Genomic DNA, 22,507 nt, shown 5'->3' on the forward strand with positions numbered 1-22,507 from the left:
AAGAATAATAATGAGCCGGCTTAGCTCAGTTGGTAGAGCATCTGATTTGTAATCAGAGGGTCGCGTGTTCAAGTCATGTAGCCGGCATTTTTTTATATAAAGAAAGCAATGCGAACGTAGTTCAGTGGTAGAACACCACCTTGCCAAGGTGGGGGTCGCGGGTTCGAATCCCGTCGTTCGCTTGAGGAGGCCGGGGTGGCGGAACTGGCAGACGCACAGGACTTAAAATCCTGCGATTGGTAACGATCGTACCGGTTCGATTCCGGTCCTCGGCATAGATAAAGGTTGAAAGAAGCACCCTTAGCTCAACTGGATAGAGTACCTGACTACGAATCAGGCGGTTAGAGGTTCGACTCCTCTAGGGTGCATGGTCGCAAGGCTATGTAAGAATTAAATAGGAAAGAGCACCCTTAGCTCAACTGGATAGAGTACCTGACTACGAATCAGGCGGTTAGAGGTTCGACTCCTCTAGGGTGCATAAAGCGTAAGCTTTAGATCGGGAAGTAGCTCAGCTTGGTAGAGTACTTGGTTTGGGACCAAGGTGTCGCAGGTTCGAATCCTGTCTTCCCGATATTATGGCGGTGTAGCTCAGCTGGCTAGAGCGTCCGGTTCATACCCGGGAGGTCGGGGGTTCGATCCCCTTCGCCGCTATATTGTTGATCTTGTTGGACCTTTAGCTCAGCTGGTTAGAGCTCTCGGCTCATAACCGAGTGGTCGTAGGTTCAAGTCCTACAAGGTCCATTGTTATATTGGAGGATTACCCAAGTCCGGCTGAAGGGAACGGTCTTGAAAACCGTCAGGCGTGTAAAAGCGTGCGTGGGTTCGAATCCCACATCCTCCTTTTTTAAAATTAACGCGGGATGGAGCAGCTCGGTAGCTCGTCGGGCTCATAACCCGAAGGTCGTAGGTTCAAATCCTGCTCCCGCAATTTGGCTCGGTAGCTCAGTTGGTAGAGCAATGGATTGAAGCTCCATGTGTCGGCGGTTCGATTCCGTCTCGCGCCATTTCTTTTATTAATAAGCGGGTGTAGTTTAGTGGTAAAACTACAGCCTTCCAAGCTGTTGTCGCGAGTTCGATTCTCGTCACCCGCTTTGAACTTTTGTTCAATTTTTACCAAGTTGTTTGACTTGGGCGCGTAGCTCAGGTGGTTAGAGCGCACGCCTGATAAGCGTGAGGTCGGTGGTTCGAGTCCACTCGTGCCCATTTGGAGAATTACTCAAGAGGCTGAAGAGGACGGTTTGCTAAATCGTTAGGTCGGGTAACTGGCGCGGGGGTTCGAATCCCCCATTCTCCGTATAATTTCGAAGTTTGAGATATTATCTCAAACTATTTTTTATATTTTTGAAGGTCTTTTCTATGTTCTTGAATCGTTTCTTAAAAATTTTTAGTTTGGTGTTTGTTTTGACTGTTTCAGGAATTTTATTTCTTTTTCCATCTGTTAGAACTTCAATTGTTTTAAAATCCTCCGATCTGTTAGCTATTGTTGATAAGGCTGTATCGGTACCATTTGTTCTTGTTGAATCTAAGGCAAATGATTTAAAAAATTTATCTGAATTAAATGATGAAAACTGCTCTTTAAAGTCACGTCTTTATCAAAAGGATTTTGACCAGTCAAAACTTAGTCGTTTGGAATCAGAAAATAAGGAATTGAAAGACTTGATCTCAATCAAAAATTCTGCATCTGGTTCTAAACATGTTGTTAGTGAGATTATTGACCGTAATTATAGTTCTTGGTATCAGGAATTTGTAATTGATAAAGGCAGTTTAGATGGAATTACTGATTCTATGTTTGTTCTCTCATCTGGCGGGGTCATTGGTGTAGTAGATAGTACTGAGAAAAATTCTAGTAAAGTGAAATTATTGGTTGAAGATACTATTTCTTCACAACACCTGACATTTAGAATTGAGAGTCAAGGTCAATCTATTTTTGCTTTATTAAATGGTTATGACGAGAAGACGGGTGAGTTTCGGTTATTGCAAATTGGAGATCCAATTGAAATTAAAAAAGGAACACTCGTTTCAACAAGTGGATTAGGGAAATACAAGAGTAGTGACTTACCTCTTGGGACTGTGACTTCCACTCAAAAGGTATCTGATCAGTTAGGGCAAGAAATTCGTGTGAAACCAAAGGCTAATTTAGATGTCAATCGTTATGTACTATTGATTGGAGAGTAGTGTGAAAGTAATACGTAAGTACCATTTTTTCCCTTTATTCTTGTTTATATCTTTATTTGTTGATGGGCAAATCTCTTTTATTATGTCTCGTTTCAGTCCAAGCTCCTTTGAACCTACTTCATTTTTATTTCTATATGGTTTTATGTTACTGAGCCTCTATTTCTCGGAGATGGCTAGTATTTGGTTGGGAATCCTCTTTGGTTTTTGTTTTGATGTGTATTTTTTACGCACTATAGGAATTGCTTTCCTAGTCTTCCCTTTATTACAGGTGATTTTTTATCGGTGTAATCAGATTATTTTGGTCAATCGATTGACTCGTTTTTTTACATTTTTATTAATGATTCTAATATTTCAGATTTCAACCAATCTTCTTCTGATTATTTTTATTGGTATAAAATTCAACTGGATTACTCTCATTATCCATCAAATTGCGCCTAGTTTAATTTTGAATGTGGTTCTAATGATCGTATTACAGCCTTTACTTGAAAAGATTTATTTATAAACTCGAAATAAAAATGTAACAATAGCGTAATATAAATTTTCAAAAAATTTGTTATACTAGTTAGTGTCTTATTAGAAAGGGAAAATTTATCTGATGAAGAAAAAATTATTTGCCACAATCTTATTGAGTACAGTTGCTTTATCACAAGGTGCTGTTGTAGCAGGTGTATCAGCTGACTCAACAGATGATAAGATTGCTGCTCAAGATAACAAAATCAATAGTATTAATCAACAACAACAAAGTGCACAAGCTCAGGTAGATCAAATCCAAGGTCAAGTATCTGAAATTAAACAACAACAAGAAAATCTTCAAGCTGAAAATGACCGTTTGAATGAAGAATCTGAACGATTGTCAGCTGAGATCGATGAGTTGTCAAAAAATATTGTTGCTCGTCAAGAATCACTTGCAAATCAAGCACGTAGTGCTCAAACAACTGGGACTGCAACAAGCTATATTAATGCGATTGTTAGCTCTGGATCTTTGACAGAAGCTATCTCACGTATTTCTGCTATGAATGAAATTGCAGATGCTAACAACAAAATGTTGCAAGAGCAAAAACGTGATAAAGAAGACATTGCACAAAAACAAAAAGAAAACAATGACGCTATCAATACTGTTATTGCAAACAAACAGCAATTAGAAGATGATGCGCAAGCTTTGTCAACAAAAGAAGCTGAGTTGAAAGTGGCACAATTGAATTTGGCAGCTGAAAAATCATCTGCTGAAAACGAAAAGAACGCTTTGTTGCAACAAAAAGCTGAAGCTGAAAAAGCGGCAGCGGCAGCGGCAGCAGCCGAAGCAGCTTACCGTGCAAAACAAAAGGAACAACAAGCAGCTGTGAAAGCTTCTGCAAATACTACCCTTCAAGCTCAAGTTCAGGCAGCAGCTCAAACACCTGCTGCAACATCAGCGGCAGCGGCTCAAACACCTGCTGCAACATCAGCGGCAGCGGCTCAAACACCTGCAGCAGCAGCTCAACCTGCTGTTCAAACTCAAGCAGCAGCACCAGTAGCAACTGTTTCTCGTCCAACTTATAGTACATCTGCATCATCTTATCCAGTTGGTGAATGTACATGGGGTGCGAAGACATTGGCTCCATGGGCTGGCGATTACTGGGGCAACGGCGGTCAATGGGCTGCAAGTGCAGCGGCTGCTGGATTCCGTACAGGATCTCAACCACAAGTTGGGGCTATTGCATGTTGGAATGATGGTGGATATGGACACGTAGCAGTCGTTACAGCTGTTCAATCTACAACAAGTATCCAAGTTTCTGAATCTAACTATAACGGTATCCGTAGTATTGGAAATTACCGTGGTTGGTTCAACCCAACAACAGCTCAAGGTACTGTAACTTATATCTATCCAAACTAAGAATCACCATGAAGCAGGACAATTGTTCTGCTTCTTTTTTTGAAATAGTGTCGGTAGAGCCGGATTTTATATTTTCCATAAATTAATATTTGAATATTTGCTTAAAAAGCGATAAAATGATTACAGGAGAAATTTGTGCTGACTGTACAATATGGTTTTAGATTTTACTGGAGGAAATCATGTCATTTTCTGATTTAATGCTCTTTGCTTTGTCGTCAAATCAAGAATTGGCTCAACGTGTGTCTCGCGAAATGGGACTACCGCTTGGAAAGTCAACGGTTCGTCAATTTTCTGATGGAGAAATTCAGGTTAATATTGAAGAATCAATCCGTGGGAAAGATGTTTATATTTTGCAATCCACTAGCTCACCGGTTAATGATAATCTTATGGAAATTTTGATTATGGTAGATGCCTTGAAACGGGCTAGTGCGCAATCTATTAATGTGGTGATGCCGTATTACGGCTATGCTCGTCAAGACCGGAAAGCTCGGGCTCGTGAACCAATCACTTCTAAGTTGGTAGCTAATATGCTTGAGGTTGCTGGAGTTGATCGTCTGTTGACAATTGATTTGCACGCTGCTCAAATTCAAGGTTTCTTTGATATTCCGGTTGACCACTTGATGGGTGCGCCTTTGATCGCAGACTATTTCGAACGTCGCGGGATGATTGGAAAAGACTATGTTGTTGTCAGTCCAGACCATGGTGGTGTGACTCGTGCTCGGAAATTGGCTGAATTTTTGAAGACTCCGATTGCGATTATTGATAAACGCCGGAGTGTCGATAAGATGAATACGAGTGAAGTGATGAATATCATTGGGAGTGTTGAAGGTAAGACTTGTATTTTGATTGATGATATGATTGATACAGCTGGTACAATCTGTCATGCGGCGGATGCCCTTGCTGAAGCAGGAGCTGTAGAGGTTTATGCAAGCTGTACGCACCCAGTTTTATCAGGCCCAGCGATGGACAATATTCAAAAATCAGCCATTAAGAAGCTGGTTGTATTGGATACGATTTATCTACCAGAAGATCGATTGATTGATAAGATTGAGCAAATTTCGATTGCGAAACTCCTTGCTGAGGCTATTGTTCGCATTCATGAAAATCGTCCTCTTTCACCTCTGTTTGAAATCGGAAATGCCAAAAAATGTTAACAATAAGGAGGCTGAAAAACAGCCTCTTTTGTTTAGGAGGAAATACAAATGGAAATCAGAAAATGGTGGCAAGATCTAAAAAAAGAAAAGGAACGGAAAAAACTGGTTCAAGCAGCTAAAGAACTAGAAGCAAAGGCTGATCCCAGTTTGCCCAAGAAGAAATTGCCAGAGAATAGGGCTGTGAAATAAGTAAGACGAAGTATTTGTGCTATTACTAACTAGACTATATAAGGTGTGTAGAAAAGAGATAGTCGTTCCAAATTGTGAGCTTTTTTCTAATCAAAACTCCGTTTATTAAAAATAAAAGAGTATAATATATCTCTAAATCGTAATTTTGGGTATCAAATATGAAGAAATCTTAAATTTTTTTAAAAAAATCTAGAAAAAGTCTTGACATAGGCAGAATATCCTAGTATACTAATCATAGTTACGAAGTAACGAATATTTTTAAACTATAAAAGGAGATAAAACAATGAAAAAAGTTTTATTATCATCAGTAGCAGCTCTTGCAGTATTTGCAGCAGTAGCTCCAGCATTCGCAGAAGGTAAAGATAAAGTCTTCGTTGATAAGTCTGAAACACCAGCATTGAATTTCAATGATCTTCCTAAAACTGGTCAAGAAGCTCCAAAAGCAGCTACATCTGCGGCTACAGAAAAACACCCAGGTGCTACTCAAGTTGACCCATCTATCGGCAAAGGTACTCCAGTTGATAAAAAAGGTGATGTTTCTACTGCAAACTACGATGGAAACAAATTTGCTGATACATCTAAAGAATTAACTGCTGTTCCAGCACCTGAATATTTCACTCAAGGTCTTGACCTATGGAATGGTAGCCAACATGGTACTTTCCGTACTGAAGAAGGTGTTCAAACAATCGAAGTTACAAACCCACATGATGGAACTAAATGGTTGGTAGATGTTCAGGTTAAAGCTGGAGCTAACACTCCTAGCGGATTCTACGCTACTGCAATTAGTGGTTCATTGCGTCCAGCATCTTCAGATGCTAAAGCAGCAGCTAAAGCAGCTGAAGAAAAAGCAGAAGCAGCTAAAGCTGGTAAAGACGGTAAAGCTTCATCTGCTAAAGCTGGTGAAAAATCACTTCCAAAAACTAGCGCAGTTAAATAATTTCTAATTAATTAGCTCATAAAAATATCACTGAGTCCTTGGGCTCAGTGTTATTTTTTAGAAAAAATCATTTTGAGGAGATCAATTGAATGAAAAGAGCTGGAGAAAAAAAATCAAATAAATTTGCTCTTCTATTTGCTGCTATAGTAGCAATAGTTGTTATTGTAGCTGGATTTTTATTCTTTAATCCATTTGGTGGAAAAACATCTAACGCAACTAAGAAAGCAGCTTCTTCTGGTAGCAGTTCTTCTACCCAAGCTGTGAAATATGAACCTAGTCAAGAAGAAAAAGATTATCTAAAGAATCGCTTTGACCAACTAAAGGCTGTTAACCCTGAAGCGATTGCTTATGTTTATGCTCCAGGTACAGAGTTGGATGAACCTGTCGTTCAAACAGGAGATAATGCAACATACTTGGATAAGACTTTTGATGGTGGAAACGAACCCTATATGGGTACTGTCTTTATGGATACGGATAATAAGAAAAATTTTAGTGATCGTTTGACTTGGTTATTTGGTCATGCTCGTGGTAGTAAGGTTGGTGATCATCGTATGTTTAACGATGTCAACTACTATGACAAGCAAGAATACTTTGATCAACATCCGTATGTTGTCATTGAGACGCCTGAGCGCAAGTATTATTATGAAGCTATGTGCTTGGTGATTGTCCCTGAAACGACAGCATTTTATCGTACTAGCTTTAAGGATGATGAAGACTTTACAACTCAGTTGAAGAAGGTTTATGAAGATGGGCAAACTAAGAATCCAAATATCAAGATCAAGGCAACTGATAAATATTTAGTATTGTCAACTTGTCGTGAAGAGGATGAAACGATTCGTTCTAACCTCTACCTACGTCAAATTCCTGATTCAGAAATGAAGGATTTTGTGGCAAAACATGCAGATCAATTGACATATGTGGCAACACGTGGTCAACAATAATGTCTTGAAAGACTTAGCATTGCTAAGTCTTTTTTGTATGGAAGAATTATTGAAATGTCCTTTGATGGGGAACAAAAGATGGGGATCTGGCTTGTTCTTTTGCGATGGGGTCCTATTTATAGTATAATGAATATAAGTGTTTTTGGAGGTGTTCTATGGATTTAACGAAACGGTTTAATAAAAATCTGAATCGGATTGAAGTTTCTTTGATTCGTCAGTTCGATCAATCAATTTCTTCCATTCCTGGTGTCTTGCGTTTGACTTTGGGGGAACCGGATTTTACAACTCCTGAACATGTAAAAGAAGCAGGAAAGGCTGCCATTGATGCAAACTTTAGCCATTACACTGGGATGAGTGGTTTGCTGGCTTTGCGTGAGTCTGCGAGTCAGTTTGTGGCGGATAAATATGGTATTCACTATCGTCCTGAAGATGAGATATTGGTGACGATCGGTGCAACTGAAGCCCTATCTGCCACTTTGACAGCAATCTTGGAACCTGGAGATGTAGTGCTACTCCCAGCGCCAGCCTATCCTGGTTATGAACCGATTGTGAATTTGGTTGGGGCGGAAATTGTCGAAATTGATACGACAGCAGATCGTTTTGTCTTGACTCCTGAAAAGTTGGAAAAGGCTATTCTAGAGCAGGGTGAAAAATTGAAGGCTGTTATTCTCAATTATCCAGCTAATCCAACGGGTGTCACTTATTCGCGCGAACAGATGGCAGAATTGGCTGCTGTCCTAAAAAAATATGAAGTCTTTGTGATTTGTGATGAAGTTTATTCAGAGCTAACTTATACTGGAGAAGCGCATGTCTCTATGGCATCCTTCATTCCTGAGCAGACCATTGTCATTAATGGTTTGTCTAAGTCTCATGCCATGACAGGCTGGCGACTTGGCTTTATCTTTGCTCCGGCTGTATTGACAGCTCAACTCATCAAGAGTCATCAGTATTTGGTAACAGCTGCTGGAACGATGAACCAGTATGCTGCGATTGAGGCCTTGACTGCTGGTCGGGATGATGCAGAGCCGATGAAGAAGGAATATGTGAAACGTCGGGATTATATCATCGAAAAGATGTCTGCGCTTGGATTTGAGATGATTAAGCCAGATGGAGCCTTTTATATTTTTGCTAAAATCCCAGCTGGTTATAATCAAGATTCCTTTGCTTTCTTACAAGATTTTGCGCGTGAAAAAGCGGTTGCCTTTATTCCTGGGGCTGCTTTTGGTCAATATGGCGAAGGCTATGTGCGCTTGTCGTATGCAGCCAGCATGGAGGTTATAAAGGAAGCTATGAAACGCTTGAAGGAGTATATGGAAGAACATGCTGGAGTCAATTGAGACCCGGGGCATTGTGCTGTATAATCGGGAGTTTCGTGAGGATGATAAATTGGTCAAGATCTTCACGGAGAAGTCAGGTAAGCGGATGTTTTTTGTGAAACATGCGGGAAAATCACGATTGAATCCCATGTTACAACCTTTGGTAACGGCGGATATGTTGCTGAAAATCAATGATGATGGGTTGAGTTATATTGATGATTTTCAAGATGTGCAGGTTTATAAGAAAATCAATGCAGATCTTTTTGCTCTTTCTTATGCAACCTATGTTTTGGCGCTTGCGGATGCCAGTATTCAGGATAATCAGGTGGATCCGGCCTTGTTTGCTTTTTTGGAAAAGACCCTGTCTTTGATGGAAGAAGGCTTGGATTATGAGGTTTTGACCAATATTTTTGAGATTCAGATCCTTTCGCGGTTTGGGGTTGTCTTGAACCTGCATGAATGTTGTTTCTGCCATCGGGTTGGTCTTCCTTTTGACTATTCCTTCCGGTATAGCGGAGTGCTTTGCCCAGACCATTATGATCAGGATGAGAGACGCGCTCACTGGCATCCAAATGTTCTCTATTTATTGGATCAGTTTCAAGCAGTGCGATTCAGTGAGCTAGAGACGGTTTCTCTACAAGCGGAGATGAAAGCAGCTCTACGTCAGGCAATTGATCAGTTGTATGAGGAGTATGTAGGGATCCATTTAAAAGCTAAAAAGTTTATCGATTCCTTAAGTGATTGGGGAGCGATTATGAAAGATTCATCTGGAGGTGAAACATGAAAAAAATTGCAGTAGATGCAATGGGGGGCGATAATGCACCTCAAGCCTTGGTAGAAGGCGTGAATCAAGCCATTCGTGATTTTGATGATATTGAGATTGTCTTGTATGGTGATGAGGCAAAAATCAAAAACTATTTAACAGCAACAGAGCGTGTATCGATTGTTCATACGGAGGAAAAAATCGATTCAGATGATGAGCCGGCACGTGCTATTCGTCGGAAGAAACAGGCCTCTATGGTCTTGGCTGCCAAGGATGTGAAGGCTGGAGATGTAGATGCTATGTTGTCTGCGGGTAACACGGGTGCCTTGTTGGCGGCAGGTTTCTTTATCGTTGGTCGTATCAAAGGGGTGGAACGCCCTGGATTGATGTCCACACTTCCGACGGTTGATGGTCGCGGGTATGACATGTTGGACTTAGGTGCCAATGCGGAAAATACACCAGAGCACTTGCATCAGTATGCTGTGATGGGGTCTTACTATGCGGAAAACGTTCGTGGGATTCAAAAACCACGTGTGGGTCTATTGAACAATGGGACAGAAGCTAGTAAGGGAGATCCTTTGCGCAAGGAAACTTACCAATTGTTATCTGAGGATGAGTCGATTCATTTTGTTGGAAATGTGGAAGCGCGTGATTTGATGGATGGTGTTGCAGATGTTGTTGTGGCGGATGGTTTCACGGGAAACGCTGTCTTGAAAACGATGGAAGGAACAGCTTTTGGAATCTTGAAGCAACTGAAACAAGCAATTGCTACTGGAAACTGGAAGGCAAAACTAGGAGCTTTTCTCCTCAAGGACCGGTTGAAATCATTGAAACAAACCTTGGATTTCTCAGATGTTGGAGGAGCGGTTTTATTTGGCCTTCAAGCACCTGTTGTTAAAACGCATGGTTCGAGTGATGCAAAAGCAGTCTATAGTACCATTCGTCAGATTCGGACTATGTTAGAGACAGATGTTGTTGGAAAATCAGTGAAGGAATTATCAAAGGAAGGATAATGTATGAGTAAACAAAACGAAATTTTAGCTACAATTGAGGAATTTCTCAAAGACCGCAAGGGACCAGATTTCCAAGTTTCTTTGAAATCAGATTTGCGCAAGGATTTACAAGCCGACTCTGTTGAATTGATGGAATTTATTATCAATCTTGAGGATGAATACCAATTGGAGATTCCAGACAAGGCTATTGATGACTTTAACACGGTAGGAGATGTCGTTGACTATATCGAAAAACGAACTGCTAGTAACTAGTTGAAAAGGGATCGTTCAGAGATTGTTCTGAATGATCTTTTTTTCTGTCCTTTTCATTCGGTTTCTGCCTATATTGTACGGAAATTTATTGAAAATCCACTTTGTATGTGATAGAATGAAGGTGATAAAATACGAAAGGCGAACAAAGTCATGACCAATCAACTGATTTATACTGGAAAAGCTAAGGATATCTATACTACTGAGGATGAAAATGTGATTAAGTCGGTCTATAAGGACCAGGCAACCATGCTAAATGGGGCTCGTAAGGAGACTATTAAGGGAAAAGGTGTGCTAAATAATCAGATTTCGTCTCTTATTTTTGAAAAATTGAATGCTGCGGGAGTAGCTACTCACTTTATCGAACGTATTTCTGATACTGAACAACTAAACAAGAAAGTGAAAATTATTCCTTTGGAGGTTGTTCTTCGTAACGTGACTGCGGGTTCTTTCTCAAAACGTTTTGGCGTTGAAGAAGGTTTGGACTTAAAAACTCCAATCGTTGAATTTTACTATAAGAACGATGATTTGGATGATCCATTCATCAATGACGAGCATGTAAAGTTTTTGGATATAGCTAATGACGAACAAATTGCCTATATCAAGGAAGAAACGCGTCGTATCAATGAATTGCTGAAAGATTGGTTTGCACAAATTGGTCTTCGTTTGATTGATTTCAAATTGGAATTTGGTTTTGATAAGGATGGCAAGATCATCTTAGCAGATGAATTCTCACCAGACAACTGCCGCCTTTGGGATGCGGAAGGGCACCATATGGACAAGGATGTTTTCCGTAGAGATTTGGGCAGTCTAACGGATGTATATCAGGTTGTGTTGGAGAAATTACAGGGCTTGAAGTAATCTTTTTGAAACGGAAAACCTTCGTCTTTCAAGTAAAAGGACTCAGGCTGAAAAGGTCTACTAGACCTTTTCACTCCGTCGTGATCTTGGTAGCTTGACAGATGTTTATGAAGTTGTATTAGAAAAATTGCAAGGATTGAAGTAGCCTTTTACAAATAGAATACTTGGTCTTCACTACAATCTTTAAGTAGAAATAGATAAAGGAAATAAAATGGATAAACGTATTTTCGTTGAGAAAAAAGCTGATTTTCGTGTGAAATCGGACTCTTTAGTAAAAGAATTACAGCATAATCTTCAGTTGAAAACTTTGAATGATCTTCGTATTGTTCAGGTTTACGATGTCTTTAATTTGGCAGAGGACTTGTTTGCGCGTGCGGAAAAACATATCTTCTCTGAGCAAGTGACCGATACTGTTTTAGATGAAGCTGCGGTTCAGGCTGATCTTGAGAAGCATGCTTTCTTTGCTATCGAAAGTTTGCCTGGTCAATTTGACCAACGTGCGGCATCTTCGCAAGAAGCTTTGCTGTTGCTTGGTAGTTCAAATGATGTAACAGTGAACACAGCGCAATTGTACTTGGTTAACAAGGATATTGATGCGAATGAGTTGGAAGCTGTCAAAAACTACCTCTTGAACCCAGTGGATTCTCGTTTCAAAGATATCACTGTTGGCATTGCGAAACAGGATTTCTCTGAGTCTGACAAGACCATTCCAAGCTTGGATTTCTTTGAAACTTATACGGCAGAAGATTTTGCTAAGTATAAGGCAGAGCAAGGATTGGCCATGGAAGTAGATGACCTTCTCTTCATTCAAGATTACTTCAAGTCTATTGGACGTGTGCCAACTGAGACTGAGTTGAAGGTGTTGGATACCTACTGGTCTGACCACTGCCGTCACACAACTTTCGAAACTGAGTTGAAAAACATTGACTTTTCAGCCTCTAAATTTGAAAAACAATTGCAAGCGACTTACGACAAGTATATTGCCATGCGTGATAAGTTGGGACGTACAGAAAAACCTCAAACCTTGATGGATATGGCGACTATTTTTGGTCGCTATGAGCGTGCTAATGGTCGTTTGGATGACATGGAAGTGTCTGATGAAATCAATGCTTGCTCTGTTGAAATTGAAGTGGATGTTAATGGCGTGAAAGAACCATGGCTTCTCATGTTCAAGAACGAAACTCACAACCACCCAACTGAAATCGAACCATTTGGTGGAGCAGCTACTTGTATCGGTGGTGCCATTCGTGACCCGTTGTCAGGTCGTTCATACGTTTACCAAGCCATGCGTATTTCAGGTGCTGGTGATATTACAGCTCCGATTGCTGAAACTCGTCCTGGTAAATTGCCACAACAAGTGATTTCTAAAACAGCGGCTCACGGTTATTCTTCATACGGTAACCAAATTGGTCTTGCAACAACTTATGTTCGTGAATACTTCCACCCAGGTTTCGTTGCAAAGCGTATGGAGCTAGGTGCAGTTGTCGGTGCGGCTCCTAAGGAAAATGTGGTCCGTGAAAAACCTGAAGCAGATGACGTGATTATCTTGCTCGGTGGTAAGACTGGACGTGACGGTGTTGGTGGTGCGACAGGTTCTTCTAAAGTTCAAACGGTTAAATCTGTTGAAACAGCTGGTGCTGAGGTTCAAAAAGGGAATGCCATCGAAGAACGTAAGATTCAACGTCTTTTCCGTAATGGGGAAGTGACACGTCTGATCAAGAAATCAAATGACTTTGGTGCCGGTGGTGTCTGTGTGGCTATCGGTGAATTGGCAGATGGTCTTGAAATTGATCTAGACAAAGTGCCATTGAAATACCAAGGTTTGAACGGTACAGAAATTGCTATCTCAGAATCTCAAGAACGGATGGCTGTAGTGGTTCGTCCAGAAGATGTAGATGCCTTCGTTGCAGCATGTAATAAAGAAAATATTGATGCTGTGGTTGTTGCAACAGTAACGGAGAAACCAAATCTTGTCATGCACTGGAATGGTGAAACCATCGTTGATTTGGAACGTCGTTTCCTTGATACAAACGGTGTACGTGTGGTTGTAGATGCTAAGGTGGTTGACAAGGATGTCAAGCTTCCAGAAGAACGTCAAACATCTGCTGAAACCCTTGAAGCGGATACTCTTGAAGTCTTAGCTGACCTGAACCATGCCAGTCAAAAAGGTTTACAAACCATCTTTGATAGCTCGGTTGGTCGTTCAACAGTCAATCACCCACTTGGTGGTCGCTACCAAATCACACCAACGGAAGCTTCTGTACAGAAATTGCCAGTCCAACATGGCGTGACAACAACTGCTTCTGTTATGGCGCAAGGATTCAACCCTTATGTAGCAGAATGGTCTCCATATCATGGCGCTGCTTATGCGGTTATCGAAGCCACAGCTCGTTTGGTTGCTGCTGGTGCAAACTGGTCTAAGGCTCGTTTCTCTTACCAAGAATACTTCGAGCGTATGGATAAACAAGCAGAGCGTTTTGGTCAACCAGTATCAGCTCTCCTTGGATCAATTGAAGCTCAGATTCAACTTGGTTTGCCATCTATCGGTGGGAAAGACTCGATGTCTGGTACCTTTGAAGAATTAACCGTACCACCAACCTTGGTTGCTTTTGGTGTCACAACTGCGGATAGCCGTAAGGTTCTTTCTCCAGAATTCAAAGCTACTGGTGAAAATATTTACTATATTCCTGGTCAAGCTTTGGCGCAAGAAATTGACTTTGATCTCATCAAGTCGAACTTTGCTCAATTTGAAGTTATCCAAGCTGACCACAAAGTGACAGCTGCATCAGCTGTTAAATATGGTGGTGTGGTTGAAGCTCTTGCCCTTGCAACATTTGGAAACCATATCGGAGCAAACGTCGAATTAGCTGACCTTGACACTAGCTTGACAGCCCAATTGGGTGGATTCGTCTTCACATCGCCTGAAGAAATTGCAGGTGTTGCTAAGATCGGACAAACAGTAGCTGACTTTACACTTACTGTCAATGGTGTAACGCTTGATGGACACAAACTTGACAGTGCTTTCCAAGGTAAATTGGAAGAAGTTTACCCAACGGAATTTGCACAGGCAACTGAGTTGGAAGAAGTACCAGCTGTGGCATCAGATGCTGTGATCAAAGCTAAAGAAAGAGTTGAGACACCAGTGGTTTACATTCCAGTATTCCCAGGTACCAACTCGGAGTACGACTCCGCTAAGGCCTTTGAAAAAGAAGGTGCAAAAGTCAACCTGGTACCATTTGTAACACTTAATGAAGAGGCGATTGTCAAGTCTGTTGACACTATGGTTGACAATATCGAAAAAGCTAACATTATCTTCTTTGCAGGTGGCTTCTCAGCAGCGGATGAACCAGATGGATCAGCTAAATTTATCGTTAACATCTTGCTCAATGAAAAAGTACGTGCAGCCATTGATAGCTTCATCGAACGTGGTGGTTTGATCATCGGTATCTGTAACGGATTCCAAGCCCTTGTTAAATCAGGTCTTCTTCCATACGGTAACTTTGAAGATGCAAGTAGCACCAGTCCAACCCTCTTCTACAATGATGCCAACCAACACGTGGCTAAGATGGTTGAAACACGTATTGCCAACACCAACTCACCATGGCTTGCCGGAGTAGAAGTTGGTGACATCCATGCCATCCCAGTATCACACGGTGAAGGGAAATTTGTCGTGACAGCTGAGGAATTCGCAGAGCTTCGTGACAATGGTCAAATCTTTACCCAATATGTTGATTTCGAAGGGAAACCAAGCATGGATTCTAAATATAATCCTAACGGATCTGTAAATGCTATCGAAGGTATCACAAGTAAGAACGGTCAAATTATTGGGAAGATGGGTCACTCCGAACGTTTTGAAGACGGTCTCTTCCAAAATATTCCAGGAAATAAAGATCAACATCTCTTTGCATCAGCGGTTAAATACTTTACTGGAAAATAAAAGGTATACAAAATGACATACGAAGTTAAATCTCTTAATGAAGAATGTGGTATTTTTGGGATCTGGGGACACCCGGATGCTGCAAAACTGACTTATTTCGGATTACACAGTCTTCAACACCGTGGTCAAGAAGGGGCAGGTATCCTTTCGAATGATGCGGGTCAATTAAAACGGTATCGTGACACGGGTCTTCTCTCAGAAGTGTTTCGGAATCCTGCTAACTTGGATAAGTTGACAGGGACGGGAGCGATTGGACATGTTCGCTATGCGACAGCTGGGGAAGCTTCGGTGGATAACATCCAGCCTTTCCTCTTTCGCTTTCATGATACCCAGTTTGGACTTGCTCACAACGGGAATTTGACCAATGCCAAGTCTCTCAAACGGGAGTTAGAAAATAACGGAGCGATCTTTAGCTCAACTTCTGATTCAGAAATCTTGGCGCACTTGATTCGTCGGAGCCACAACCCATCCTTCATGGGTAAGGTGAAAGAAGCCTTGAATACGGTGAAAGGTGGATTTGCTTACCTTCTCATGCTGGAAGATAAGCTGATTGCGGCCTTGGATCCAAATGGTTTCCGTCCTCTTTCGATTGGGAAAATGGCCAATGGCGCAATCGTAGTTTCCTCTGAAACCTGTGCTTTTGAAGTGGTTGGTGCTGAGTGGATTCGCGATGTGAATCCAGGTGAAGTCGTGATCATTGATGATAATGGCATTACTTACGATAACTATACAACGGACACCCAATTGGCTGTTTGTTCGATGGAGTATATCTACTTTGCCCGTCCGGACTCCAATATTCAAGGGGTGAATGTCCATACTGCTCGTAAACGTATGGGGGCTCAATTGGCACGTGAATTCAAACATGAAGCAGATATTGTGGTCGGTGTACCTAACTCTTCACTTAGTGCAGCCATGGGATTTGCGGAAGAATCAGGCCTACCAAATGAAATGGGCTTGATTAAAAACCAATACACTCAACGGACTTTTATCCAACCAACACAAGAACTACGGGAGCAAGGGGTTCGGATGAAGCTTTCTGCTGTATCCGGTGTCGTGAAAGGCAAACGGGTTGTCATGATTGATGATTCTATCGTACGTGGGACGACCTCACGTCGTATCGTTAATTTGCTAAAAGAAGCAGGAGCAACAGAGGTTCACGTAGCAATCGGTAGTCCAGCTCTGGCTTATCCATGTTTCTACGGTATTGATATTCAAACACGTAAGGAATTGATTGCGGCCAATCATACAGTAGAGGAAACACGCGAAATCATTGGTGCGGATAGCTTGACGTATTTGTCAATCGATGGCTTGATTGATTCTATTGGAATTGACACAGATGCCCCGAATGGCGGTCTTTGTGTGGCTTACTTTGATGGAAAATATCCAACACCTTTGTATGACTACGAAGAACGCTATGTGGAAAGTTTGAAAGAACATACTTCTTTCTATTAAGAGCAGTGCAGAAGAAAAGGAATGAAACAAATGACAAATAAAAATGCGTATGCGCAGTCTGGTGTGGATGTTGAAGCGGGTTATGAAGTTGTTGAACGGATTAAAAAACACGTTGCCCGTACAGAACGTGCGGGTGTCATGGGAGCTCTCGGTGGTTTCGGTGGCATGTTTGATCTTTCAAAAACAGGTGTCAAAGAGCCTGTTTTGATCTCAGGTACAGATGGTGTTGGTACCAAGTTGATGCTGGCTATTAAGTATGACAAACACGATACCATCGGTCAAGACTGTGTGGCCATGTGTGTTAACGATATCATCGCTGCAGGTGCTGAGCCCCTTTACTTCCTAGACTATATCGCAACTGGTAAAAATGAACCAGCCAAACTAGAACAAGTTGTTGCAGGTGTGGCCGAAGGTTGTGTACAAGCTGGTGCAGCCCTCATTGGTGGTGAAACGGCTGAAATGCCTGGTATGTATGGTGAAGACGACTATGATTTGGCTGGGTTTGCTGTCGGTGTTGCAGAAAAATCTCAAATCATCGACGGTTCAAAAGTGGCAGCAGGGGATGTGATTCTTGGACTTGCTTCAAGCGGTATCCACTCAAATGGTTACTCACTTGTTCGTCGTGTCTTTGCAGATTACACAGGTGAAGAAGTTCTCCCAGAATTGGAAGGCAAAAAACTGAAAGACGTTCTTTTGGAACCAACTCGTATCTACGTCAAAGCAGCTTTGCCACTCATCAAAGAAGAATTGGTTAACGGGATTGCCCACATCACAGGTGGTGGTTTCATCGAAAATGTACCACGTATGTTCTTAGATGACTTGGCTGCTGAAATCGACGAAAGCAAAGTGCCAGTCCTTCCAATTTTTAAAGCTCTTGAAAAATATGGCCAAATCAAACATGAAGAAATGTTTGAAATCTTCAACATGGGGATTGGTCTCATGCTTGCGGTGAAACCAGAACATGTGGAACGTGTCAAAGAACTTCTTGATGAACCTGTTTATGAAATCGGTCGAATTGTGAAGAAAGATGGCGCAAGTGTGGTGATAAAGTAATGGTGATATCACCATTTTATACGGAGAAATTGTAGAAAGGAGTGTTTAGTTAGCAAGCCTAACTGAACACGGGACTCATTTTCTAGGAAAAAAGAGAAATCATTTTGTGTGCAAGCACCCAGCAATGATTTCCTATTTTTCTACGAAACTGTTCGGCTAGCCGAAACGTCCCTTTGTATCGAATATGAAAATCGCTGTATTTGCCTCTGGCAACGGCTCAAACTTCCAGGTGATTGCGGACCAATTTCCAGTAGAGTTTGTCTTTGCAGATCACCGGGATGCCTATGTACTTGAGCGTGCAGAAAATCTTGGAGTTCCTTCCTATGCCTTCGAACTCAAGGAGTTTGAGAGCAAGGCAGACTACGAAGCAGCCATTGTCGAGCTCTTGGATGAGCACGAGATTGACCTAGTCTGTTTGGCGGGTTATATGAAAATCGTCGGTCCAACCTTGCTAGCGGCTTATGAAGGCCGTATCATCAATATTCACCCAGCTTATCTTCCAGAATTTCCAGGCGCTCATGGTATTGAGGATGCTTGGAATGCAGGTGTTGACCAGTCTGGTGTGACCATTCACTGGGTGGATTCGGGTGTGGATACCGGTAAGGTCATCAAACAAGTCCGTGTGCCACGGCTAGCAGATGATACCCTTGACATTTTTGAAACCCGCATCCACGAAACGGAGTACAAGTTGTATCCAGAAGTCTTGGAACGTTTAGGCGTGGAGAGGAAAGAATGAATATTGACCAATACTATATGGATTTAAAAAATAAGTTATCTAACAGACCAATCCTACTGGATAATACTAATGATTTTCTTTTTGTTTTAGTAAATACAGTGAAAGCTATGATAGAAAATACTGATAAAAGTCAGCTTTCAGAGTTAGATAAAATTTTAGATGGTGTCACAAGTCAAGAATTAAAACTTGCCTATGATTTCTGTCAAGGGAGATTCGGTCAAGCAGGTTTTTCTTATCGTAGGCACCCGAATTATTTTTATTTATCCAGTTTAATTGCGACTTTTCCAGAATTTGAGTTGTCTAAATCAGACAGAGATTACCTCAAAGGAATCATAAACTTTGATAACTACCTTTTATATGAGTTAGGTTAATCTTTAATCACCTCAAACCCTATTCATTCAAAAGGAGAAAAAATGATTGAGCTGAAATTAGTAGATGAAAGCAGTTTTCAGGCAGTGCTGGATTTGAAAATATCTGAAGCTGATGAACGAGCACGTTTCGTAGCTCCAAATGTGCGTTCTTTAGCTGATGCATGGCTCTACCGAGAGAATGGTGATGTGTTTCCCATGGCAATCTATTGGGATGAGCAAGTGGTTGGCTTTCTCCTGCTGGAAATAGACAAGGATGAAGCGGAATACTTTATCTGGCGGATAATGATTGGCCAGCAGTACCAAGGAAAAGGTTATGGACGAAAAGCTTTGGAAGTTCTGGTCAAAGAGGCTCAGATGGATAAAGCTTGCAATCATATTATCGCAGATTATGTAGTTGGAAATGAAAAAATGAAGTACCTGCTGACTAGTTTGGGTTTTCAGGAAACAGGATTTATAGAAGAAAATAACGAAGTCGCTATGCGCTTGGATCTAAAGAAAGAGGAATAGAATGACTAAACGCGCACTAATTAGTGTCTCAGATAAAGCGGGCATCGTTGAATTTGCCCAAGAACTCAAAAAACTTGGTTGGGATATCATCTCAACAGGTGGGACCAAAATTGCCCTTGACAATGCCGGTGTTGATACTATTGCCATTGACGATGTGACTGGTTTCCCAGAAATGATGGACGGTCGTGTGAAGACTCTCCATCCAAATATCCACGGTGGTCTTCTCGCTCGTCGTGATTTGGATAGTCACTTGGAAGCAGCAAAGGATAATCAGATCGAACTGATCGACCTTGTTGTGGTCAATCTTTACCCATTCAAGGAAACCATCCTCAAACCAGACGTGACTTACGCTGACGCGGTGGAAAACATCGATATCGGTGGGCCATCTATGCTTCGTTCAGCAGCAAAAAACCACGCTAGCGTGACCGTTGTTGTAGACCCTGCTGACTATGCTGTTGTGCTTGACGAATTGGCAGCTAATGGCGAAACAAGCTATGAAACTCGCCAACGTTTAGCGGCTAAGGTTTTCCGTCACACAGCGGCTTATGATGCCTTGATTGCAGAGTATTTCACAGCTCAAGTGGGTGAAAGCAAACCTGAAAAACTCACTCTGACTTATGACCTTAAGCAACCAATGCGTTACGGTGAAAACCCTCAACAAGACGCAGACTTCTACCAAAAGGCCTTGCCAACGGATTACTCCATTGCATCCGCTAAACAGCTCAACGGGAAAGAATTGTCCTTCAACAATATCCGTGATGCGGATGCTGCGATTCGGATTATCCGTGACTTTAAAGATCGTCCAACAGTTGTGGCTTTGAAACACATGAACCCATGTGGAATTGGTCAGGCTGATGACATCGAAACAGCTTGGGACTACGCTTATGAATCTGACCCAGTGTCTATCTTTGGTGGGATCGTCGTTCTCAACCGTGAGGTGGACGCTGCGACAGCTCAAAAAATGCATGGTGTTTTCCTTGAAATCATCATTGCACCAAGCTATACAGACGAAGCGCTTGAAATCTTGACTACCAAGAAAAAGAACTTGCGGATTCTTGAGCTACCGTTTGACGCTCAAGATGCCAGTGAAGCAGAAGCAGAATACACTGGTGTTGTTGGAGGTCTCCTCGTTCAAAATCAAGACGTGGTGAAAGAAAGTCCGGCTGACTGGCAAGTGGTGACGAAACGCCAACCAACTGAGACAGAAGCGATAGCTCTTGAGTTTGCTTGGAAAGCCATCAAGTACGTCAAATCAAACGGAATCATCGTGACTAATGATCATATGACACTTGGTGTTGGCCCTGGTCAAACCAACCGTGTGGCTTCTGTCCGTATCGCCATTGACCAAGCTAAAGACCGTCTTGACGGCGCCGTCCTTGCTTCCGATGCCTTCTTCCCATTTGCGGATAACGTGGAAGAAATCGCCAAAGCAGGTATCAAGGCAATCATCCAACCGGGTGGATCAGTCCGTGACCAAGAGTCAATCGAAGCGGCTGATAAACATGGTTTAGCCATGATCTTCACAGGAGTCAGACATTTTAGACATTAATGGTTATTTAAAAATTAGCTCGTTATCAACTATCATGAATGACTGATCGCTAACAAAAAGAGAAGATGCAGGTGGTCTTCTCTTTTTGTATGTCTAAAATAATAAGCATTTTCGTTTTAGAAATTATGAAAATGATTTGTTGGAGTTGATCATGACTAATCTCGAAAAACTCATTTTTCACTTAACTATCCTTCACTCGTTTTATGGTATTCAAGGCTGTAGTGACTAGCTCGTTAACAGGCATTGTCTGGTAATCTGTTTTTAACCATTCATCAAAAATATTGTAGAGACCGCCGATAATGAATCTGCTATCATATACGATTTGTTTTTGATCACTGTTTGTGATGTGCCAAGGAGCCATAACAGTACTATAAGCATCAGGAAGCTTATCATAAGACTTTTGCAAGATAAGTACTAGCAGGTTTGCATCCTGTAAAATTTTTAATGACTCAGTGTACTGGCTCCAATACTGAAAGAAAAAGTTTACTAAATCCTCAAAATTAGTCAGTTTTTCTGTTTGAAGTTCGATAAAATAGTCTTGGATTAACCGGTCTAAATAGTTCGTAAGAACCTCCTCTTTTGAATGGTAATAACGATAAAACGTTCGTCTAGCAATCTGAGCATGCTCACTGAGTTCTGCAATGCTGATATTATGAAGGGATTTCTTAGTTGCTAATAAATCGAACAAGGCTTCTTCCAGCCATTGCCGTGTTTGATATTCCATGGTGGTTCTCCTTTCCTGTCACACTTTTGGTCAAACTGTGCCAATTTCACTGAATCTCTTGTTTTTGTAATCGTTTGTCTTTATACTAAAAGTGTTGCGCACGATGTAGAATTATTATTTGTTTTGAACATTGTACAATTGTTAGTTGTTATTAAGGAGGTGAAGAGATGAACATTCTTTTTAATGTTTGGATGCTACCTATTTTATTTATTTTACACGATTTTGAAGAAATGATCTTTATGCCCTTGTGGAAAAAACGGCATCGTCACAAGTTGGTGACTTTTAAGACCCCGTTCTTTGGTTCTGTTACACAGGGTTCTGCCTTTGCAGTAGGTGTTTTAGAGGAGTTTGTCATTTTGCTGTTTATTTCTGGTCTTTGTCAGATGACTCACAACACCGTACTCTATTTCTCATTTGTAATAGCTTATACATCTCATTTCATGATCCATTATATCATGTGTCTGCAATTTAGAGGCTACGTTCCCGGGGTCGTCACAGTAACTCTAGAATTGCCCATTGTTTTAATGATTATTTTCCACTATTGGCCTTCTGAGGGTTCTCTGCTGTCAGTCATTGCATATCTTTTCGTAGCGATGGCATTAGCCTATACGAATCTTAAAGTCATGCACCAAATCATGCCGAAAATTCAAATAAGTCTAGAAAAGTACATGAAATAAAAGTCAACAATATCCGTGACTTCAAAGACG

Annotated in this window: 21 protein-coding genes and 14 tRNA genes; 34 read left to right on the plus strand and 1 reads right to left on the minus strand. The window is 41.4% G+C overall.

Going from position 1 to position 22,507, the window contains the following annotated elements; genetic code table 11:
- The first annotated feature begins 14 nt into the window (after nt 1-14).
- From O3626_RS04630 to purH, 33 genes are all read left to right on the plus strand, one after another.
- A tRNA-Thr gene (locus tag O3626_RS04630) sits at nt 15-87 on the plus strand.
- Between the two features lie 23 nt (nt 88-110).
- Nucleotides 111-182: transfer RNA gene (locus O3626_RS04635), tRNA-Gly, on the plus strand.
- Nucleotides 183-189: 7 nt separating this feature from the next.
- A tRNA-Leu gene (locus tag O3626_RS04640) sits at nt 190-275 on the plus strand.
- A gap of 19 nt (nt 276-294) precedes the next feature.
- Nucleotides 295-368 (plus strand) — tRNA-Arg (locus tag O3626_RS04645).
- 36 nt (nt 369-404) lie between these two features.
- Nucleotides 405-478, plus strand: a tRNA-Arg gene (locus O3626_RS04650).
- 19 nt (nt 479-497) lie between these two features.
- Nucleotides 498-571 (plus strand) — tRNA-Pro (locus tag O3626_RS04655).
- A gap of 6 nt (nt 572-577) precedes the next feature.
- A tRNA-Met gene (locus O3626_RS04660) sits at nt 578-651 on the plus strand.
- 16 nt (nt 652-667) lie between these two features.
- A tRNA-Ile gene (locus O3626_RS04665) sits at nt 668-741 on the plus strand.
- 10 nt (nt 742-751) lie between these two features.
- Nucleotides 752-841: transfer RNA gene (locus O3626_RS04670), tRNA-Ser, on the plus strand.
- A 13-nt stretch (nt 842-854) separates the two neighbouring features.
- A tRNA-Met gene (locus tag O3626_RS04675) sits at nt 855-928 on the plus strand.
- 3 nt (nt 929-931) lie between these two features.
- Nucleotides 932-1,004: transfer RNA gene (locus O3626_RS04680), tRNA-Phe, on the plus strand.
- A 16-nt stretch (nt 1,005-1,020) separates the two neighbouring features.
- Nucleotides 1,021-1,091: transfer RNA gene (locus tag O3626_RS04685), tRNA-Gly, on the plus strand.
- Nucleotides 1,092-1,129: 38 nt separating this feature from the next.
- Nucleotides 1,130-1,203 (plus strand) — tRNA-Ile (locus tag O3626_RS04690).
- A gap of 3 nt (nt 1,204-1,206) precedes the next feature.
- Nucleotides 1,207-1,294 (plus strand) — tRNA-Ser (locus O3626_RS04695).
- Between the two features lie 62 nt (nt 1,295-1,356).
- A complete protein-coding gene (gene mreC, locus O3626_RS04700) occupies nt 1,357-2,175 on the plus strand; it encodes a rod shape-determining protein MreC (protein WP_269796549.1) in 819 nt (272 codons plus the stop codon).
- Nucleotide 2,176: 1 nt separating this feature from the next.
- Complete coding sequence (mreD, locus tag O3626_RS04705; RefSeq protein ID WP_371495580.1) at nt 2,177-2,677, plus strand: rod shape-determining protein MreD; 501 nt, start codon at nt 2,177-2,179, stop codon at nt 2,675-2,677.
- A gap of 93 nt (nt 2,678-2,770) precedes the next feature.
- Entirely contained in the window at nt 2,771-4,048 is a 1,278-nt protein-coding gene (gene pcsB, locus O3626_RS04710; protein WP_371495582.1) for a peptidoglycan hydrolase PcsB, read from the plus strand.
- A 179-nt stretch (nt 4,049-4,227) separates the two neighbouring features.
- Entirely contained in the window at nt 4,228-5,202 is a 975-nt protein-coding gene (locus tag O3626_RS04715; RefSeq protein ID WP_021154183.1) for a ribose-phosphate diphosphokinase, read from the plus strand.
- A gap of 48 nt (nt 5,203-5,250) precedes the next feature.
- The gene (locus tag O3626_RS04720) at nt 5,251-5,391 is read left to right on the plus strand and encodes a hypothetical protein (RefSeq protein ID WP_193390725.1); all 141 of its coding nucleotides are present in this window, start codon (nt 5,251-5,253) and stop codon (nt 5,389-5,391) included.
- A 283-nt stretch (nt 5,392-5,674) separates the two neighbouring features.
- Nucleotides 5,675-6,328: an LPKTxAVK-anchored surface protein gene (locus O3626_RS04725; RefSeq protein ID WP_371495585.1), complete on the plus strand. Its 654-nt coding sequence runs from the start codon at nt 5,675-5,677 to the stop codon at nt 6,326-6,328.
- 89 nt (nt 6,329-6,417) lie between these two features.
- The gene (srtB, locus tag O3626_RS04730) at nt 6,418-7,269 is read left to right on the plus strand and encodes a class B sortase, LPKTxAVK-specific (RefSeq protein WP_371495587.1); all 852 of its coding nucleotides are present in this window, start codon (nt 6,418-6,420) and stop codon (nt 7,267-7,269) included.
- Nucleotides 7,270-7,424: 155 nt separating this feature from the next.
- Nucleotides 7,425-8,606: a pyridoxal phosphate-dependent aminotransferase gene (locus tag O3626_RS04735; protein ID WP_269796225.1), complete on the plus strand. Its 1,182-nt coding sequence runs from the start codon at nt 7,425-7,427 to the stop codon at nt 8,604-8,606.
- Nucleotides 8,590-9,369 carry a DNA repair protein RecO gene (recO, locus tag O3626_RS04740; RefSeq protein WP_195529592.1) on the plus strand — a complete coding sequence of 260 codons (780 nt, stop codon included), beginning with the start codon at nt 8,590-8,592 and terminating at the stop codon, nt 9,367-9,369. The genes O3626_RS04735 and recO overlap by 17 nt, the downstream gene beginning before the upstream one ends.
- Entirely contained in the window at nt 9,366-10,361 is a 996-nt protein-coding gene (gene plsX, locus O3626_RS04745) for a phosphate acyltransferase PlsX (RefSeq protein ID WP_195529591.1), read from the plus strand. Before recO ends, plsX begins: the two co-directional genes overlap by 4 nt.
- Before the next feature lie 3 nt (nt 10,362-10,364).
- On the plus strand, nt 10,365-10,613 hold the full coding sequence (locus O3626_RS04750) for a phosphopantetheine-binding protein (RefSeq protein WP_023920024.1): 249 nt from the start codon (nt 10,365-10,367) through the stop codon (nt 10,611-10,613).
- Nucleotides 10,614-10,763: 150 nt separating this feature from the next.
- Nucleotides 10,764-11,471 carry a phosphoribosylaminoimidazolesuccinocarboxamide synthase gene (purC, locus tag O3626_RS04755; protein ID WP_049515036.1) on the plus strand — a complete coding sequence of 236 codons (708 nt, stop codon included), beginning with the start codon at nt 10,764-10,766 and terminating at the stop codon, nt 11,469-11,471.
- Between the two features lie 211 nt (nt 11,472-11,682).
- Entirely contained in the window at nt 11,683-15,408 is a 3,726-nt protein-coding gene (locus tag O3626_RS04760; protein ID WP_371495591.1) for a phosphoribosylformylglycinamidine synthase, read from the plus strand.
- A 12-nt stretch (nt 15,409-15,420) separates the two neighbouring features.
- Nucleotides 15,421-16,860 (plus strand): amidophosphoribosyltransferase, encoded by a 1,440-nt coding sequence (gene purF / locus O3626_RS04765; RefSeq protein WP_049475214.1) that lies wholly within the window; start codon nt 15,421-15,423, stop codon nt 16,858-16,860.
- 30 nt (nt 16,861-16,890) lie between these two features.
- On the plus strand, nt 16,891-17,913 hold the full coding sequence (gene purM / locus O3626_RS04770; protein WP_371495679.1) for a phosphoribosylformylglycinamidine cyclo-ligase: 1,023 nt from the start codon (nt 16,891-16,893) through the stop codon (nt 17,911-17,913).
- A 184-nt stretch (nt 17,914-18,097) separates the two neighbouring features.
- Nucleotides 18,098-18,649 (plus strand): phosphoribosylglycinamide formyltransferase, encoded by a 552-nt coding sequence (gene purN / locus O3626_RS04775; RefSeq protein WP_006595300.1) that lies wholly within the window; start codon nt 18,098-18,100, stop codon nt 18,647-18,649.
- On the plus strand, nt 18,646-19,020 hold the full coding sequence (locus O3626_RS04780; protein WP_201037279.1) for a hypothetical protein: 375 nt from the start codon (nt 18,646-18,648) through the stop codon (nt 19,018-19,020). Before purN ends, O3626_RS04780 begins: the two co-directional genes overlap by 4 nt.
- A gap of 42 nt (nt 19,021-19,062) precedes the next feature.
- Nucleotides 19,063-19,527, plus strand: a complete 465-nt coding sequence (locus O3626_RS04785; protein ID WP_371495593.1) for a GNAT family N-acetyltransferase — start codon at nt 19,063-19,065, stop codon at nt 19,525-19,527.
- A 1-nt stretch (nt 19,528) separates the two neighbouring features.
- Nucleotides 19,529-21,076: a bifunctional phosphoribosylaminoimidazolecarboxamide formyltransferase/IMP cyclohydrolase gene (gene purH / locus O3626_RS04790; RefSeq protein ID WP_371495595.1), complete on the plus strand. Its 1,548-nt coding sequence runs from the start codon at nt 19,529-19,531 to the stop codon at nt 21,074-21,076.
- A 181-nt stretch (nt 21,077-21,257) separates the two neighbouring features.
- On the opposite strand, the gene O3626_RS04795 is transcribed toward purH, so the two are convergent.
- Complete coding sequence (locus O3626_RS04795) at nt 21,258-21,800, minus strand: TetR/AcrR family transcriptional regulator (protein ID WP_371495597.1); 543 nt, start codon at nt 21,798-21,800, stop codon at nt 21,258-21,260.
- A gap of 167 nt (nt 21,801-21,967) precedes the next feature.
- Here O3626_RS04795 and O3626_RS04800 point away from each other — a divergent pair, with 167 nt between their 5' ends.
- Nucleotides 21,968-22,477, plus strand: coding sequence for an HXXEE domain-containing protein (locus O3626_RS04800; protein WP_371495600.1), 510 nt, complete (start codon nt 21,968-21,970; stop codon nt 22,475-22,477).
- Nucleotides 22,478-22,507: the final 30 nt, after the last annotated feature.

Source organism: Streptococcus sp. 20925_1_77, assembly GCF_041432125.1.
Classification (GTDB): domain Bacteria; phylum Bacillota; class Bacilli; order Lactobacillales; family Streptococcaceae; genus Streptococcus.